19 protein-coding genes are annotated in these 15,658 nt (G+C 69.5%); 8 read left to right on the top strand and 11 right to left on the bottom strand.

The window, feature by feature from the left end:
• The first annotated feature begins 80 nt into the window (after positions 1–80).
• The 3 genes from ACIBHX_RS36520 to ACIBHX_RS36510 all read left to right on the top strand — a co-directional run bounded on the left by ACIBHX_RS36520 (position 81) and on the right by ACIBHX_RS36510 (position 1,808).
• Positions 81–320, top strand: a complete 240-nt coding sequence (locus ACIBHX_RS36520) for a hypothetical protein (RefSeq protein WP_397071998.1) — start codon at positions 81–83, stop codon at positions 318–320.
• Positions 321–414: 94 nt separating this feature from the next.
• Positions 415–1,119 (top strand): endonuclease III, encoded by a 705-nt coding sequence (nth, locus tag ACIBHX_RS36515; protein WP_397071997.1) that lies wholly within the window; start codon positions 415–417, stop codon positions 1,117–1,119.
• A gap of 41 nt (positions 1,120–1,160) precedes the next feature.
• Positions 1,161–1,808, top strand: a complete 648-nt coding sequence (locus tag ACIBHX_RS36510) for an NUDIX hydrolase (protein WP_397071996.1) — start codon at positions 1,161–1,163, stop codon at positions 1,806–1,808.
• Here ACIBHX_RS36510 and ACIBHX_RS36505 read toward each other — a convergent pair.
• Positions 1,785–2,291, bottom strand: a complete 507-nt coding sequence (locus ACIBHX_RS36505; protein ID WP_397071995.1) for a HEAT repeat domain-containing protein — start codon at positions 2,289–2,291, stop codon at positions 1,785–1,787. The genes ACIBHX_RS36510 and ACIBHX_RS36505 overlap by 24 nt on opposite strands.
• Positions 2,292–2,373: 82 nt before the next feature.
• Here ACIBHX_RS36505 and ACIBHX_RS36500 point away from each other — a divergent pair, with 82 nt between their 5' ends.
• The gene (locus ACIBHX_RS36500) at positions 2,374–3,564 is read left to right on the top strand and encodes a MarP family serine protease (RefSeq protein ID WP_397071994.1); all 1,191 of its coding nucleotides are present in this window, start codon (positions 2,374–2,376) and stop codon (positions 3,562–3,564) included.
• Here the strand turns inward: ACIBHX_RS36500 and ACIBHX_RS36495 are convergent.
• From ACIBHX_RS36495 to ACIBHX_RS36475, 5 genes are all read right to left on the bottom strand, one after another.
• Positions 3,561–4,004, bottom strand: coding sequence for a DUF309 domain-containing protein (locus ACIBHX_RS36495; protein ID WP_397071993.1), 444 nt, complete (start codon positions 4,002–4,004; stop codon positions 3,561–3,563). The genes ACIBHX_RS36500 and ACIBHX_RS36495 overlap by 4 nt on opposite strands.
• Before the next feature lie 10 nt (positions 4,005–4,014).
• Positions 4,015–4,929, bottom strand: coding sequence for an alpha/beta fold hydrolase (locus ACIBHX_RS36490; protein WP_397071992.1), 915 nt, complete (start codon positions 4,927–4,929; stop codon positions 4,015–4,017).
• Positions 4,919–5,326, bottom strand: coding sequence for a phage holin family protein (locus ACIBHX_RS36485; protein WP_397071991.1), 408 nt, complete (start codon positions 5,324–5,326; stop codon positions 4,919–4,921). The genes ACIBHX_RS36490 and ACIBHX_RS36485 overlap by 11 nt, the downstream gene beginning before the upstream one ends.
• A 38-nt stretch (positions 5,327–5,364) precedes the next feature.
• Positions 5,365–6,585, bottom strand: a complete 1,221-nt coding sequence (gene nhaA / locus ACIBHX_RS36480) for a Na+/H+ antiporter NhaA (RefSeq protein ID WP_397071990.1) — start codon at positions 6,583–6,585, stop codon at positions 5,365–5,367.
• Positions 6,586–6,688: 103 nt separating this feature from the next.
• Complete coding sequence (locus ACIBHX_RS36475; protein WP_397071989.1) at positions 6,689–7,423, bottom strand: FadR/GntR family transcriptional regulator; 735 nt, start codon at positions 7,421–7,423, stop codon at positions 6,689–6,691.
• A 224-nt stretch (positions 7,424–7,647) separates the two neighbouring features.
• Here ACIBHX_RS36475 and ACIBHX_RS36470 point away from each other — a divergent pair, with 224 nt between their 5' ends.
• Positions 7,648–8,328 carry a Crp/Fnr family transcriptional regulator gene (locus ACIBHX_RS36470; protein ID WP_397071988.1) on the top strand — a complete coding sequence of 227 codons (681 nt, stop codon included), beginning with the start codon at positions 7,648–7,650 and terminating at the stop codon, positions 8,326–8,328.
• On the opposite strand, the gene ACIBHX_RS36465 is transcribed toward ACIBHX_RS36470, so the two are convergent.
• The 4 genes from ACIBHX_RS36465 to ACIBHX_RS36450 are packed head-to-tail and all read right to left on the bottom strand — an operon-like array spanning position 8,325 to position 10,578.
• A complete protein-coding gene (locus ACIBHX_RS36465) occupies positions 8,325–9,119 on the bottom strand; it encodes an MBL fold metallo-hydrolase (RefSeq protein ID WP_397071987.1) in 795 nt (264 codons plus the stop codon). The genes ACIBHX_RS36470 and ACIBHX_RS36465 overlap by 4 nt on opposite strands.
• A complete protein-coding gene (locus tag ACIBHX_RS36460; RefSeq protein WP_397072117.1) occupies positions 9,119–9,910 on the bottom strand; it encodes an NUDIX hydrolase in 792 nt (263 codons plus the stop codon). Before ACIBHX_RS36460 ends, ACIBHX_RS36465 begins: the two co-directional genes overlap by 1 nt.
• Positions 9,911–9,967: 57 nt before the next feature.
• On the bottom strand, positions 9,968–10,426 hold the full coding sequence (locus ACIBHX_RS36455) for a RidA family protein (RefSeq protein WP_397071986.1): 459 nt from the start codon (positions 10,424–10,426) through the stop codon (positions 9,968–9,970).
• Positions 10,423–10,578, bottom strand: coding sequence for a hypothetical protein (locus ACIBHX_RS36450; protein ID WP_397071985.1), 156 nt, complete (start codon positions 10,576–10,578; stop codon positions 10,423–10,425). Before ACIBHX_RS36450 ends, ACIBHX_RS36455 begins: the two co-directional genes overlap by 4 nt.
• Before the next feature lie 127 nt (positions 10,579–10,705).
• Here ACIBHX_RS36450 and ACIBHX_RS36445 point away from each other — a divergent pair, with 127 nt between their 5' ends.
• Positions 10,706–11,707, top strand: a complete 1,002-nt coding sequence (locus ACIBHX_RS36445; RefSeq protein ID WP_397071984.1) for an ArsA-related P-loop ATPase — start codon at positions 10,706–10,708, stop codon at positions 11,705–11,707.
• On the top strand, positions 11,704–12,831 hold the full coding sequence (locus tag ACIBHX_RS36440) for an ArsA family ATPase (RefSeq protein WP_397071983.1): 1,128 nt from the start codon (positions 11,704–11,706) through the stop codon (positions 12,829–12,831). The genes ACIBHX_RS36445 and ACIBHX_RS36440 overlap by 4 nt, the downstream gene beginning before the upstream one ends.
• A 45-nt stretch (positions 12,832–12,876) precedes the next feature.
• Here the strand turns inward: ACIBHX_RS36440 and ACIBHX_RS36435 are convergent, their stop codons facing one another.
• Positions 12,877–13,173, bottom strand: a complete 297-nt coding sequence (locus tag ACIBHX_RS36435; RefSeq protein WP_148036282.1) for a WhiB family transcriptional regulator — start codon at positions 13,171–13,173, stop codon at positions 12,877–12,879.
• A gap of 288 nt (positions 13,174–13,461) precedes the next feature.
• Between ACIBHX_RS36435 and ACIBHX_RS36430 the strand changes: the two genes are divergently transcribed.
• Complete coding sequence (locus tag ACIBHX_RS36430) at positions 13,462–15,657, top strand: transglycosylase domain-containing protein (RefSeq protein WP_397072116.1); 2,196 nt, start codon at positions 13,462–13,464, stop codon at positions 15,655–15,657.
• The last annotated feature ends 1 nt before the right edge of the window (position 15,658 follow it).

Below are 15,658 nucleotides of genomic sequence, written 5' to 3'. Positions count from 1 at the left end.
GCCACGCATCCAGGCACATAGCGGTTATGGGTTGCCTGTTCGCAGCGTTCGCCGGGTTCTTTCCTCGCATCGCGGTAGTCATGATCTGGATCGCTCGACCCGGGTTGGTCAACGCCGCCTTCTCCAGCTGGTTCTTCGCGGTGCTCGGCATCATCTTCTTGCCGTTCACGACCTTGATGTACGTGATCCTCTACACCCCGGGGTTCGGGCTGCGTGGCTGGGACTGGTTCTGGATCGTCCTCGCCCTCTTCTTCGACTTGGCGCACTGGGCGGCCAACGTCTCGCAGCGTCGCCAGATCCCCGGCTACCCCGGGCATTGACGCGTGGCGAGCACGGCACCGTGCTCGGGCGTGAGCGTTCCCCGCTCCACGAGTGGACGGCTACTCGGATTGCCGGAGGCTCTACGCTGACCACATGGCGAAGCCCGAGACACGGCTGGGTTTGGTACGGCGAGCGCGCCGGATGAATCGGATCCTGGCGGACACCTACCCCGACGCCCATTGCGAGCTGGACTTCGGCAGCCCGCTGGAACTGCTGGTCGCCACCATCCTGTCGGCCCAGTGCACCGACAAGCGGGTCAACATGGTGACCCCCATCCTCTTCGCGAAGTATCCGACGGTCGAGGACTACGCAGCGGCCGACAGGACCGAGATGGAAGAGATCATCAAGTCCACCGGGTTCTTCCGTGCCAAGACCAACAGCATCATCGGCATGGCCCAGGCCGTCTGCGACCTCCACGGCGGCGTAGTCCCCAACAAGCTGAAGGACCTGGTCAAGCTGCCCGGCGTGGGCCGCAAGACCGCCAACGTGGTGCTCGGCAACGCCTTCGACGTCCCCGGCCTGACCGTGGACACGCACTTCCAGCGCCTGGTGCGGCGCTTCGGCTGGACCGACGAGACCGACCCGGTCAAGATCGAGCACATCGTGGGCGAGCTGATCCCCAAGCGCGAGTGGACGGTCTTCTCCCACCGGGTGATCTGGCACGGGCGGCGCATCTGCCACTCGCGCAAGCCGGCCTGCGGCGTCTGCCCGCTGGCCGCCCTGTGCCCGTCGTTCGGCACCGGGCCGACGGGCGCCGACGAGGCCAGGAAGCTCGTCAGGTCAGGGCCGTTCTCGTAGATCGTGGGAAGTCCCCGGCCCGTCGGCGTGTTGGAGGATGCGTGATACAGGTGCCCGACTGGCTTGACCGACTGGCCGCGCGAGCCGTACAGCTGCCCGTACCCATAGGGATGCGGCCACCCGCCAGGGGCGGGCGCGAGGCGGCGGTGCTGATGCTGTTCGGCGAGGGGCCGCTCGGGCCCGACGTGCTGCTCATCCAGCGCAGCTCGCGTGGGCGCAAGCACGCGGGCCAGCCCGCCTTCCCCGGCGGGGGCGTCGATCCCGACGACGGCGGGACCGTGGCCGCGGCGCTGCGCGAGGGCGCGGAGGAGACCGGACTCGATCCCGCGGGCGTGACGGTGCTGGGCGAGATGCGCGAGCTCTACATCTGGCGCAGCGACAACCGGGTCACGCCGGTGATCGGGTGGTGGCACGAGCCGTCGGCGGTGCACGCCGCCTCGCCGCACGAGGTCGAGTCGGTCGAGCGGGTGCCGATCACCGAGCTGGTCGATCCCGGCAACCGGTTCAAGCTGCGCCACCCGCGCGGTTTCGCCGGGCCGGCCTTCCGGGTGCGCGGGATGCTGGTGTGGGGGTTCACCGCGATGGTGCTCGACACCGTGCTGCACGCCGGCGAGCTGGCGCGGCCGTGGGATTCGAGCAGGGTGGAGGACATGCCGCCCGACATGCTAGATCTTGCGGCTCGTGGCTAGCGCGACGCCGAGCGAGGCCCAGCCGGCCACGTCGTCGTCCGGGTCGGCCGCCAGCAGGCGCAGCGCGTCGAGCCCGGCGGGATCGGGCGGGTCCCCGAGCACGTGCTGAAGCGCGTAGGCCGCGCCGTACCTGACCCGCGCGTCGGGGTGGCAGGACAGCTCCATCACCGAGGGCAGCGCGCGCTGGTCGGCCAGGTGACCGAAGGCGATCAGCACCGAGTAGAGCACCATGACGTCGCTCTCGCTGGCCGCCAGGTAGCGCAGGACCGGCAGCGTCCGGTCCTTGAACGGCTCCAGCCTGCCCATGATGTCGACGCCGAGCAGCCGCTCGGCCACCGTCTGCGCCCCGCACAGGCGGCGGGCCTCGGTGAAGGCCTCCAGGTCCGCCCGCTCCTGCAGAACGGAGATCACGTGCCAGCGCACCGGCCCGTCAGGATCGGTGTCGCCTAGCGCTGCCTGGATGAGATCTCCAATGGGCGGCATAGCGCTCACCGTAGCCGGGCGGGTAACGCCGTCCTGGCTGAAGACGTGCACGCTTGACCGGATCGCTGGATACCTTTGAAGCGTGCGCGGTGATCTGCTTGACCTCATCTTGATCGGCCTCGTGATCGCCTTCGGCATCTCCGGCTACCGGCAGGGCTTCATCATCGGCGTCATGAGCTTCGTGGGCTTCATCGGCGGGGCCGTACTCGGCGTGTTCATCGCGCCGCCCATCGCCAAGGCCGTCGTGAGCGGCGACACGCCGCAGGCACTGCTCGCGATCGTCATCGTGTTCCTGGCCGCCACGATCGGCCAGTTCGCCTCCTCCACCATCGGCGCCGTCGTGCGCAGCCACGTGACCTGGGAGCCGGCCAAGGTGGCCGACGCGGTCGGCGGCACGTTCGCCAGCGCGCTGTCGGTGCTGGTGATCGGCTGGCTGATCGGGTCGCTGATCGTGTCGACCTCGTTCCCGCCGCTGGTGCAGCAGGTCAAGGACTCGCTGCTGCTGACCACCGTCGACGACGCGATCCCGCAGTCCGCGCGCAACTGGCAGCAGCCGTTCAAGAAGTTCATCGACCGCTCGGAGTTCCCGCCGGTCTTCGACGCGATCGGGGCCGGCCAGCTGGTCGACGTACCGCCGCCGGCGCGCAGCATCCTGCAGGGCGCCAGGCTCGGCCGCGCGCAGAAGGCCATCGTGAAGGTCTCGGGCAACGCAGAGAGCTGCAACAAGCACATCGAGGGCACCGGCTTCGTCTACGCCGGCGACCGGATCATGACCAACGCGCACGTGGTCGCCGGCGTCACCCGCGAACTGGAGGTCATCGACTACCAGAACAACCGGCACGCGGCCACGGTGGTGCGCTACAACCCGCAGCGCGACATCGCGATCCTGTACGTGCCCGGGCTGGGCCTGCCGCAGCTGAGCTTCGACGGCGCCGGCAAGACCGGGGGGAACGCGATCATCGCCGGCTTCCCCAAGGGGCAGGGCTTCACCGCCGAACCGGCCAGGATCAGGAGCAAGCAGCAGGCCGAGGGGCCCGACATCTACCGCAGCTCCAACGTCACCCGCGAGGTCTACGCCATCCGCGGCAAGGTGCTGCCCGGCAACTCCGGCGGCCCGCTGCTGACCGTCGACGGCCGCGTCTTCGGCGTGATCTTCGCCGCCGCGATCAGCCAGGAGGACACCGGCTACGTGCTGACGGCCGACGAGGTCAAGCCCGACGCCGACCAGGGGCGCAACGACAGCACTCCCGCGGGCACCCAGGAGTGCGACTAGGCGGGCAGGGCGGCCAGCACGGCGGTGATCGCCTCGTCGGGGTCGGTGTCGGTGTCGAAGGCGGAGGCGATGCGGCCCACCTCGTCGTACGGCTCGCCGTACGACTGGACTCTGGCGGTGCCGCGGCCGAAGAGGGTCAGCGCGCCGCGGCCGTTGCCGCGCTGCAGGTGGGTGAGGCCGACGCAGATCTGCGCCAGTCCCTGCCACAGCTCGCGCTCCTGCGCGGGCGCGCACTTCCAGCGGCCCTCGAAGACCTCATGGGCGTTGAACGGCATGCCGTCACGCAGGAACCGGCGCCCGTCGGCGAGCGCCTGCTCGGTGGTGGGCGCGTAGTCGTCGGGGACACGCGGGACGCCGGTCGAGCCGTACGGCATGGGCCTGCCGTAGGCGTCGCGCGGCCGGGCGCTGCGTGGCCTGCCTTCTGGATCGCGGTCTCTCATCGTTCGGGCCCTATCTGTCCGGCTCGGGATCGGCCAGCCAGCCGAGCAGCTCGGCGTCGAAGGCCTCGGGGGTCTCCTCGTGCGGGAAGTGGCCTGCGCCCTCGATCAGCCGCCAGCGGTACGGCGCGGCCACGTACCGGCTCGAACCCTGCGCGGTGCGGGGCAGGACGCACCGGTCGAGCGCGCCGTGCAGCTGCAGCGTGGGCGCCTCGATCTCGGTGTGCATGGCCCTGGCGTAGCGCAGCCCGTCGGGGCGGAACTGCGAGCGGCCGAACCAGCGGTGATACTCGATCGCACAGTGGGCCACCTCGGGGATGCTGAAGGCCTCCCGGTAGACGGCCGCGGTCTCAGGGTCCGGCCGGCCCGGGCCCGACCACTGGTCGAGCAGGGCGCCGACCAGCGCCGCGTCCCTGCGCACGAGCCTGCGCTCGGGCAGGAACGGCAGCTGGAAGCCGAGGGCGTAGCGGCTGGCCCTGAACTGGCCGGGGCTCAGCAGCGAGGCGCGCAGCCGCAGCGGGTGCGGGGCGGACACGGCGACCAGGCGGTGCACGCTCTTGGCGTCCATCACAGCCATCGTCCAGGCCAGCAGCCCGCCCCAGTCGTGGCCGACCACGATGGCGCCGGTCTCGCCCAGTGCGCGGATCAGCCCTGTCGCGTCGCCCGCCAGGGTAGGCAGGTCGTAGCCGCGGGGCGTCTTGTCGCTGCCGCCGTACCCGCGCAGGTCGACCGCGACCGCGCGGTATCCGGCCGCGGCCAGCGAGGCGAGCTGGTGGCGCCAGGTCCACCAGAACTGGGGGAACCCGTGCAGCAGCAGCACCAGCGGCCCCTCGCCCGCCTCCACGACGTGGAAGCGGGTGCCGCCGGCGTGCACGGCCCTGTGGGTCCAGGCGCCCTCGATCTGGACGACGCTCTCGTCAGGCGGCATCGGGTTTCACCGGCTCTGGCTCGGCTATCTCCTTCAGGCCCTTGAGCGAGCGGCCCGTCCGCTTCATCCCTGAAAGGCCCTTCAGCCGCCTGACCCCGATGAACACCAGGAGACCGGCGACCAGCAGGTAGAACACGGTCACGATCAGGAAGGCCGCCCAGGCCGGCATGATCAGGGTAAGCGCGTAGGCGATGGCGAACGAGGCCAGGATCAGGCACAGGTGCGCCATGAACGCGGCGGCGGCGAACAGGCCGGAGGCGGTGCCGACCCGCTTGGCGTCGAACCTGAGCTCGGCCTTGGCCAGCTCGATCTCCGAGCGGACCAGGATCGAGATCTGGTCGCTCGCCTGGGCGATCAGCGAGCCCAGGGTTTCTTCCTCTTCGGGAGTCTGGGACATGCACGTCTCCTATCGGGGCGCGGTGGCCCTGTCAAACATCATCCAGCTCCACGGGTCCTGTTGCGCACCCGTAGGTGAAGGAGCACCGCCGCCAGAACCGAAGCGATGAGGCTGGCCGCGAGGATACCCATGGTCACGCCGTCGCTCCGTGCCGGGTCCGAGCCGAAGGCCAGGTCGCCGATCAGCAGCGACACCGTGAACCCGATCCCGGCCAGCAGCGACACCGCCGCCATGTCCCGCCAGTGCAGTTCCTCCGCCAGCCGGGCCAGGCCCAGCCGTACCGACAGCCATGCCCCACCGAACACACCGACGAACTTACCGATCACGAGCCCGGCCATCACCCCGAGCACTACCCGATCGGTGAACATCATGCCCAGGGTGGAAGGGGCGAGTTCGACCCCGGCCGACAGGAACGCGAAGACCGGCACGGCCACGCCGGCCGAGATCGGCCTGATGTAGTGGTCCGCGGCCTCGGCCGGGGATCTCTGCTCCGCCTCGTCGGCCGACACCCGGGTCAGCAGGCCGAGCGCGACCCCTGCCACGGTCGCGTGGACGCCGCTGACCTCGACGAAGTACCAGGCGGCCACCGCGAGCGGCAGGTAGATCCACCACCCCTTGACCCGCTTGTGCTGCAGGAACCCGTAGATCGCGATCAGCGCGACCCCGATGAGGAGCATCACCGGGTTCAGATGCTCCGAGTAGAACAGCGCGATGATCGTTATCGCGCCCAGGTCGTCCACGACCGCGCAGGTGAGCAGGAACGCCCGCAGCGAGGCCGGCATCGCGCTCGCGGTCACCGCGAGCACGGCCAGCGCGAAGGCGATGTCGGTGGCCGTCGGGATCGCCCAGCCGTGCGCGACACCCGGCGTGCCCGCGGTCACCAGCAGGTAGACGATCGCGGGCACCACCATCCCGGCGATCGCGGCGATGATCGGCAGCGCGGCCTTGCGCAGGTTGGCCAGCTCGCCGTGGACGAACTCCTCCTTGACCTCCAGCCCCGCCACGAAGAAGAAGAGCGTCAGCAGGCCGTTCTGCGCCCACCGGTACAGCTCGAGATCCAGGTGCAGGGCGGACGGGCCGACCACGGTCTCCTGCAGCGCCGTGTAGCTGTCGATCGAGACGTTCGCCCAGATCAGCGCCGCCACGGTGGCGACCAGCATGATGATGCCGCCGATCGTCTCCGTCCTGAGAGCTTCCGCGAGCGTACGGGCGTAGCGGACGGTAGGCCTGACGGGCCACTTCTCGGTGGCTCGGCGCACGGGGTCCCCCTAGGCGGCTGGAATCAGAGGGACGGTCCCCCCAACACGCCGACCCGTCTTCCCGGCACACCCGGTATCACCCTATCGATACGCGCCTTGACGGTTACCCGGTGGTGTTGTGCAGGCGGACCAGCCGCAGCGCCTCGTCGCGGTCGCGCGCGTCCAGCGCGTCCACCAGCTCCGCGTGCAGCTTGTAGCGCTCGGCCATGTACGGCATCAGCGGCATCTCCCCATCGGGCAGGACCGACAGCGTGTGCGCCTCGATCAGGTCGAGCAGCGTGACGTACAGCGAGCGCAGCAGCGAGTTGGGGCTGACCTCGGCGATCGCCGCGTGCAGCTTCCAGTTGGCGCGGATGAAGGCGTCGGGGTCCTCGGCGCGCACCGCGGTCCGCATGTCGGCCAGCCGGGCGCGCAGCTCGGCGATGTCGGCCGGGGAGGCGTGCCAGAGCGCGTCCTCGACCAGCAGCGGATCGAGCGCGTCGCGGATGCGCGCGGCCTCGGCGACGTCCGACACCTGCGAATCCAGCGCCAGCATCGAGTGGCCGAGCCGGACCATCGGCGTCTGCTCGGCGGCGAACAGCCCGCCGCCCGGCCCAGGCCGCACGGTGACCAGCCCGCGGGCCTGCAGCAGGCGCAGGGACTCGTTGAACGTGCCGACCGAGACGCCGCAGCGTCCGCGCAGCTCCTCCTTGGTGCCCAGCCGTGAGCCCGGCTCGGCCCTGGCCGCGAGCGCGGCGATCTGGTCGGCCGCCACCTCCGCCCGTGACAGCAGGCCCGCCCGGTCGCCGTCGCGACGCCGCGGCGCGGGCGGCTCACCGGCGCCGTTCTCCGCTGCCATCGCACCTCCCATCGCGAAATGATTATGACAAATACCCTCGCACGTCTCACCCGATGGCGCAGCTCGCCTCTCGTATCACCATAATCATCATGGCTTATACGATATTTCGCTAACCTGGGGGTTTTGTCCGTAAACTTCGCCGATGGAGCGAGGCTTCGCCCAATTCCCCACCTAGGTGTACCGCCCAGAGTGGGGTGAGTCACAATGGCAGCAGAGGAGGCAGAGTGAACACCGAAGACGTGCTGGGCAAGGCCCCCCTGTTCGCCGCGCTCGACCGCGAGAGCGCCGCGGCGCTGCGCACGAGCATCACCGAGGTCCAGCTCTCCAAGGGGCAGACGCTCTTCCACGAGAACGAGACGGGCGACCGCCTCTACGTCGTGCTCGAGGGCAAGATCAAGCTCTCCCGCCAGTCGCCTGACGGCCGCGAGAACCTGCTGAGCGTTCTCGGCCCCAGCGAGATGTTCGGCGAGCTGTCGCTGTTCGACCCCAGGCCGCGCACCGCCTCGGCGACAGCGCTGACGGACGTACGGCTGGCCGGGCTGGGCCACGACGACCTGCGTCCCTGGCTGACCGGGCGGCCCGAGGTCGCACTCCACCTGCTGCGCGCGCTCGCGCAGCGGCTCCGGCGCACCAACGACGTGCTGGCCGACCTGGTCTTCACCGACGTTCCCGGGCGGGTGGCCAAGCAGCTGCTCGACCTGGCCGACCGCTTCGGCACCAAGACCGAGGAAGGGGTGCGCGTCCACCACGACCTCACGCAGGAGGAGCTCGCCCAGCTCGTCGGCGCCTCCCGCGAAACCGTCAACAAGGCACTGGCCGACTTCGCCCAGCGCGGCTGGCTGCGCATCGAGGCCAAGGCGGTCGTCATCCTGGACATGGACCGCCTGTACAACCGCTCGCGCTAGCGGTCCACGTCCTCCAGATAGTCCAGCTGAGCCAGCACCGACATCTCGGCGGCCGGCCACAGCGACCTGTCCACGTCGGCGTAGACGACCTTCACGATCTCGCGCGGTGTCTTGGCGCCCTGCGCCTGGGCCGCCCTGATCTGGTCGAGCCGTTCGCGGCGGTGCGCGATGTAGCCGTCGAGCGCCCCGATCGGATTGGGCAGCACCGGGCCGTGCCCAGGCAGCAGCGCCTGAGCCTCCAGTTCCTCGGCCGCCTTCCTGAGGACGTCCAGGCTGCGCAGGTAGTCGGCCAGGCCGCCGTCGCGGGCGATGATCGTGGTGCCGCGCCCCAGGACCGTGTCGCCCGTGAGCATCGCCCGATCCTGCGGCAGCCAGAAGCACAGGGAGTCGAAGGAGTGGCCTGGCGTGCCGTACACCCTGATCTCCAGGTCGTCGACGGTCACCACGTCGCCGCCGGCCAGCCCCTCGCTGCCCAGCCGGTGCTTGGGGTCCAGGGCGCGGACCGGGGCGCCGACGAGCTCTGCGAAGCGCCTGGCGCCGCCGCTGTGATCGACGTGACCGTGGGTGAGCAGGATCTCGGTGACCCTGCGCCCCCGCAGGTGATCGGCGACGCGGCGTAGGTGGGCCTCATCCTCGGGGCCGGGGTCGACGACGACGGCGTCACGGGTGCCGATGATCCAGGTGTTGGTGCCGTCCAGCGTCATCAGCGACGGGTTGGGCGCCAGCAGGTTCTCGGCGTGGTCGGTGCGGGAGCCGTCGGGCGAATCGAGGGGAATGTGCAGGCCGCTCATCAGGTCATCAGCCGCATCTCGCCATCCACCTCGACGGCCCTGGGGAGGATGGTGACGATCTCGCGCTCGGCCGCCAGCACCGACTCCACGCTGTCGTGGGCGGCCAGCTCGCTGAGCGTCTGGTAGGTGGGAGGCATCAGGAAGATCTTCCCCTCATGGGCCAGCTCGATCGCCTCGGCCGGGCGCTGCCACGCTACCTGGTCGGCCTCGCCTCCCACGTCCCGGGTGCGCTGCCCGGCGGGCAGCACCGCGACGAAGAACCGGGTGTCGAACCGGCGGAGCTCGAGCTCCGGCGTGATCCAGTGAGCCCACGGCTTCAGCAGGTCCGAGCGGAGCACCAGCCCCCGCTTGGCCAGGAAGTCGGCGAAGGCCAGGCTCCGATCGATCAGGGCCAGCCGGTCGGCCTCCCAGTCGTCGCCGGTGGTGTCCTCGACCACGGAATCCGGCCCCGGCCCCGCAAGCAGCACCCCGGACTCCTCGAAGGTCTCCCGTACGGCGGCGCACACCAGGCCGCGCGCCGTACGCTCGTCCGCGGTAAAGGCCTCGCCCCACTGCGCGGGCGTGGGGCCGGCCCAGGCGACCGAGTGGTCCGCGTCGCGCGGATCCACCGAGCCGCCGGGGAAGACGTAGGCCCCGGCGGCGAAGGCCATCGTGGTCTTGCGCCTGAGCAGGTAGACCTCGGGTCCGGGTCGCAGGATCACCACCGTGGCGGCATCGCGCGGCGTGACCGGCTCCAGATGGCCCGCGTTGATCTCCCTGGCTCGATCGGCTAGTTCCTGCGGCAGCACGATTCCCGACACCAGACCTCCTTCTAGAACATCACTCGGTCATGGTGACATATCCGGGTATCAGCTGACTTCTGCGATCAACTCCACTTCGACGGAAGCGTCCAGCGGCAGCGCCGCGACGCCCACCGCGCTGCGCGCGTGCACGCCCTTGTCGCCGAAGACGTCGCGCAGCAGCTCGCTGGCGCCGTTGCCGACACCCGGCTGACCGGTGAAGTCCGGGGCGCTGGCCACGAACACGACGACCTTGACGATCCTGTTGACCCGCGACAGCTCGCCCACCTGAGCCTTCAGCGCGGCGATGGCGTTGAGCGCGCAGATGCGGGCGTGGCCCTGCGCGTCCTCGGGCGTGACGTCGGCGCCGACCTTGCCGGATCCGACCAGCTTCCCCTCGACCATCGGCACCTGGCCGGAGGTGTAGACGAGAGTGCCGGTCTGCACGGCGGGAACGTAGGCGGCCAGCGGCGGCACGACCTCGGGCAGCGTCAGCCCGAGCTCCGCGAGCTTCTCCTCCGGATTCACTGCTTCTCCCTCTTGAAGTAGGCGACGAGCTGCTCGGGGTTGGCGCCCTGCAGGATCTGCACCAGCTCCCAGCCGTCGGCCCCGAAGTTGTCCAGGATCATCTTGGTGTTGTGGATCAACACCGGAGCCGTGAGGTACTCCCATTTCTTCATGCGAGTCAGCCTAGTGAGGGAGCGCACGGAGTCAGTAGCGAGGCAACGGCGAGGCAGGCGCCACTGTGACGAATCTCAAAGGCCCGTGCCAACGTTTCGGCAAGTGACCGTTCGGTAGCCTTCAGGAGTGGAGTCCCGCGACACGGATTGGGACGGCGTGCGGCTGCACGTCGTGACCGGCAAGGGCGGCACCGGCAAGACCACCGTCGCCGCCTCACTCGCCCTGGCCCTGGCCTCCGGTGGCCGCAAGGTGCTGCTCGTGGAGGTCGAGGGCAGGCAAGGCATCGCGCAGATCTTCGACCTGCCGCCGCTACCCTACGAGGAGCGCAAGATCGCGGTGGCGCCCTCGGGGGGCGACGTCTACGCGCTGGCCATCGATCCCGAAGAGGCCATGCTCGACTACATGGAGATGTTCTACGGCATGCGCCGCGCGGGCCGCGCGCTGACCAAGATGGGCATCGTCGACTTCGCCACCACGGTCGCGCCCGGATTCCGCGACGTGCTGGTCACCGGCAAGACCACCGAGGCCGTGCGCAGGCGCGGCAGGGACGGCAAGCGCGTCTACGACGCCGTGGTGCTCGACGCGCCCCCGACCGGCCGCATCACGCGTTTCCTGAACGTCACCCAGGAAGTGGCCGGGCTGGCCAAGGTGGGCCCGATCAAGAACCACTCCGACCTGGTCAGCAAGGTCGTGAAATCCCCGGAAACAGCCGTGCACTTCGTCACGCTGCTCGAAGAGATGCCCGTCCAGGAGACGCTCGACGGGCTCACCGAATTGCGCTCGGCCGGACTGCCTCCCGGCGGGATATTCATCAATATGGTGCGGGATTCTCTGCTTCCCCAAACTGCTCTTGACACGGCTGTCAAGGGCCGATTCGACCTTGGGGAGCTCGCCCTCGGGCTCAAGGCTGCGGGTCTGGCAGACAGCCACGACGCGGCAGCCGTCGCCGAGGCCCTGGCGGAGGAGGTGGCCGAGCATGCCCGCCGTACCGAGCTGGAGAAGGACGAGCGCGAGTCACTGACCGCGGCGAACCTGCCCAGCTACGACCTACCGCTGCTGGCCGACGGGGTGGACCTGGCGGGGCTGTACGAGCTGGCCGAGAGCATGCGCACCCAAGGAGCAGCGTGAAGAAGCCCGCGGTCCTCGACATCGACGCGATCCTGGACGACAACGGCACCCGGATCGTGGTGTGCTGCGGCGCCGGCGGCGTGGGCAAGACCACCACGGCGGCCGCCCTGGGCCTGCGCGCCGCCGAACGCGGCAGGTGCGCGGTCGTGCTGACCGTCGACCCCGCGCGGCGCCTGGCGCAGTCGATGGGGCTGACCGAGCTCGACAACACCCCGCGCCTGGTCGTGGAGAGCGAGAACGGCGGGCAGCTGTTCGCCATGATGCTCGACATGAAGCGGACCTTCGACGAGATCATCGAGGCCCACGCCGACCCCGAGCGGGCCAAGCAGATCCTGTCGAACCCCTTCTACCAGTCGCTGTCGTCCAGCTTCGCGGGCACGCAGGAGTACATGGCCATGGAGAAGCTGGGCCAGCTGCGCCGCTCCGACGAGTGGGACCTGATCATCGTCGACACCCCGCCATCGCGCTCGGCCCTGGACTTCCTCGACGCGCCCGAGCGGCTGGGCCGCTTCCTGGACGGCCGGTTCATCCGCCTGCTGACCGCGCCGGCCAAGGCCGGGGGGCGCAGCGCGTTCAAGCTGCTCAACGTGGGCTTCGGGCTGGTGGCGGGGGCCATGACCAAGCTGCTCGGCGCCCAGGTCATCAAGGACCTGCAGACGTTCGTCTCCGCGCTCGACGCGGTGTTCGGTGGGTTCAGGCAGCGCGCCGAGATGACCTACAAGCTGCTGCAGGCGCCCGGGACGGCGTTCGTGGTGATCGCGGCGCCGGAGCGGGACGCGATGCGCGAGGCGTCCTACTTCGTCGAGCGCCTGGCCGAAGAGCGCATGCCGCTGGCAGGCCTGGTGGTCAACCGGGTGCACCTGTCGCCCGCGACCAAGCTGTCGGCGGCCCGCAGCGCGGCGGCGGCCGAGGACCTGGAGTCGCGCGGCGAGCACGAGCTCACCGCCGCGGTGCTGCGCCTGCACACCGGCAGGATGCAGCTGGCAGCTCGGGAGGCACGCGAGCAGGAGCACTTCGTCTCCGCCCACCCCACCGTGCCGGTCGCCCAGGTGAAGGCGATGTCCGGTGACGTCCACGATCTCGACGGCCTCCGCGAGATCGGCGAGCTCCTGGCCCAGGCATAGCGGTGCGGCCGGAGGCATGCCCCCGGCCGCACCGCCTAGGCCGGCTCAGCCCGCGATCAGCTCGTTGGTCCGTTCGTACTCTTCCTTGGCGGACTCGAGCAGCTCACGCCACGAGTCCACGTCAGGCCGCCGCCTCAGCAGGGCCCGTCGCTCCCGTTCAGTCATACCGCCCCACACCCCGAACTCGATGCGGTTGTCCAACGCATCAGCGAGGCATTCGGTACGGACCGGGCACCCTCGGCAGATCAGCTTCGCCCTGTTCTGTGCGGCGCCCTGGACAAACAGAGCGTCCGGGTCCGCACCTCGACAGGCGGCACGGGAGGTCCAATCCGTGATCCACATTTTTCGACCCCACTCCCCTTAGGTGGTCAGTCGTCATTTGGGGCCGACGGGCGCGGGCGCCGAGCCTCCGTATTCAGTTGCCGCAGAGGAGAACGTACGCAACTACACGTTCGGGCCGACAGACCCCAGAGGACCAATTTCTCGCCCGTCTGTTGACCGGGAATGACTAGTCACCCCCGTCAGTCAAGGCGAAATGGGGTTCGGTTACCGATAACGCCACTCTTTCCGCGTACCCTAGGGTCTGTGCAAGCTCAGGGCAAAGATCGTTCCTCACCCGTCTTGAATGTCGTGCGGCTGGTCGCCGCCGGCGCGGCCGCGGGCGTGTTGACGGCTGCCATCGCCCTTCCTGCTGTCGGCGGCGCCGGAGTGGCCGCCAAGACCGGTATGCAGGAGCTCAACCTCAAGCCGGAGGACCTCAACGAGCCTCCGCTGCCCGAGCGCACCAAGCTGGTCGACGCCACCGGCAAGAAGATCGCCGAGTTCTACTACGAGAACCGCCAGTCGGTGACGCTGGACAAGGTCGCCCCGATCATGCGCACGGCGCTGATCTCGATCGAGGACTTCCGCTACTACCAGCACGGCCCGATCGACGTCGAGGGTACGGGTCGCGCCCTGATGAAGAACTTCACCGGCGGCGGCGTGGTCCAGGGCGGCTCCTCCATCACGCAGCAGTACGTCAAGCAGGTGCTGCTCAACGCGGCCGAGACCCCCGAGGAGCAGGCGGCGGCCATCGCCCCCACGCTCTCCCGCAAGCTCAACGAGCTGCGCTACGCCATGGCGATCGAGAAGAAGTACTCCAAGGACCAGATCCTGGAGAAGTACTTCAACATCGCCTACTTCGGCGCCGGCGCGCACGGCGTCCAGGCCGCGGCCAAGCGCTTCTTCGGCAAGTCCGCCGCGGACCTGGATCTGTCCCAGGCGGCCACGCTGGCGGGAGCCGTACAGAACCCCAACAGGACCGACCCCAACGTCAGCAAGCAGTCCAGGGCGCTGCTGCTGGCCAGGCGCAACGTCGTCCTCGACAGGATGGCCCAGCTCGGCAAGATCACGCCGCAGGACGCCGCGGCGGCCAAGGCCAAGCCGCTGGGGTTCAAGGACGTCAAGGTGGCCGGCGGGTGCGAGGCCAGCCAGTACCCCTACTTCTGCCTCTACGTCCAGAACGACATCCTCAACAACGACGACTTCGGCAAGACGCCCAAGGAGCGGCTGCGCCTGCTGCAGCGCGGCGGTCTGACAATCAAGACGACGATCGACCCGAAGATGCAGGAAGCGGCCGAGAAGGCGATCAAGAAGTACGTCTTCAAGTCCGACAAGCAGGTCGCCTCGCAGGCGATGATCGTGCCCGGCACCGGCGAGATCAAGGCGATGGCGGCCTCGCGCCCCTTCGGGCGCGACAAGAAGGACAACGAGATCAGCTACAACGTCGTGGCCGACGCGGCGCACGGCGGAGGCGGCGGCTTCCAGCAGGGTTCGACGGCCAAGGCGTACACGCTGGCCACGGCGCTGGAGGACGGCTACAAGTACAACGACGGCTTCCCCGCCTCCTCCTTCCGGGCCGGCGGCTACAGCGACTTCAGGAACTGCAAGGGCGACCGGGTCGGCGACCCCTCGGCCACGATCAACAACTCCAGCGAGAGCGAAGGCGGCTTCAAGACGCTCCAGACCGGCACCTGGGGCTCGGTCAACGCCTTCTTCATGCGCCTGGAGCAGAAGGTCGGGCTCTGCAAGGTCGTCAAGATGGCCAAGCGACTCGGACTGCACCGCTCCGACGGGCAGAAGCTCGGCGAGTACGAGACGTTCACGCTCGGCATCAACGAGGTCGACCCCGTCACCGTGGCCAACTCCTACGCGGTCTTCGCCTCCCGCGGCCAGTACTGCAGGCCCCTGGCTATCACCGAGGTCACCGACAGGAACGGCAAGGTGACCCAGTACAAGCCGAAGTGCTCGGAGGTCCTGGAGCCCGAAGTCGCCGACGCCGTCAGCGGCATCCTGCAGGGCGTGTTCACCAAGGGCACCATGAGCGGGGTCGGCGGCATCGGCCGCGACGCCGCCGGCAAGACCGGGACCACCGACGAGTACATGACCGCCTGGTTCGCCGGCTACACGCCGAACCTGTCCTCGGCGGTCAGCGTCGGCGACCCCCGCGGCGCCTACAAGCACCCGCTGCGCGGCGTCACCATCGGCGGGCAGTACTACGGCAGCGTCTTCGGCGCCTCCATCCCCGGCCCGATCTGGAAGGCCGCGATGCTCAAGGCTCTGCAGGACGTCGAGCCCGCCAGCTTCACGCCGGTCGACAAGTCGCGCTTCGGCGGCTGCGGCGACAACTGCGCGCCCAAGGAGCCGAAGAAGAAGGACCCGCACGACCCGAACGCCGACCCGTTCGACCCGTTCAACCTGGGCGACCCCAACGCGGACCCCAACGGCAACGGCCACGGTCGCGGCCACGGCCACGGCGGCACCACCCCGATCACCCCGGCCAACTGAC

This window comes from Nonomuraea sp. NPDC050536, from assembly GCF_044457685.1.
GTDB lineage: Bacteria > Actinomycetota > Actinomycetes > Streptosporangiales > Streptosporangiaceae > Nonomuraea.
Note: the sequence above shows the minus strand (reverse complement) of the source record. Positions and strands in the feature narration are given on the sequence as shown.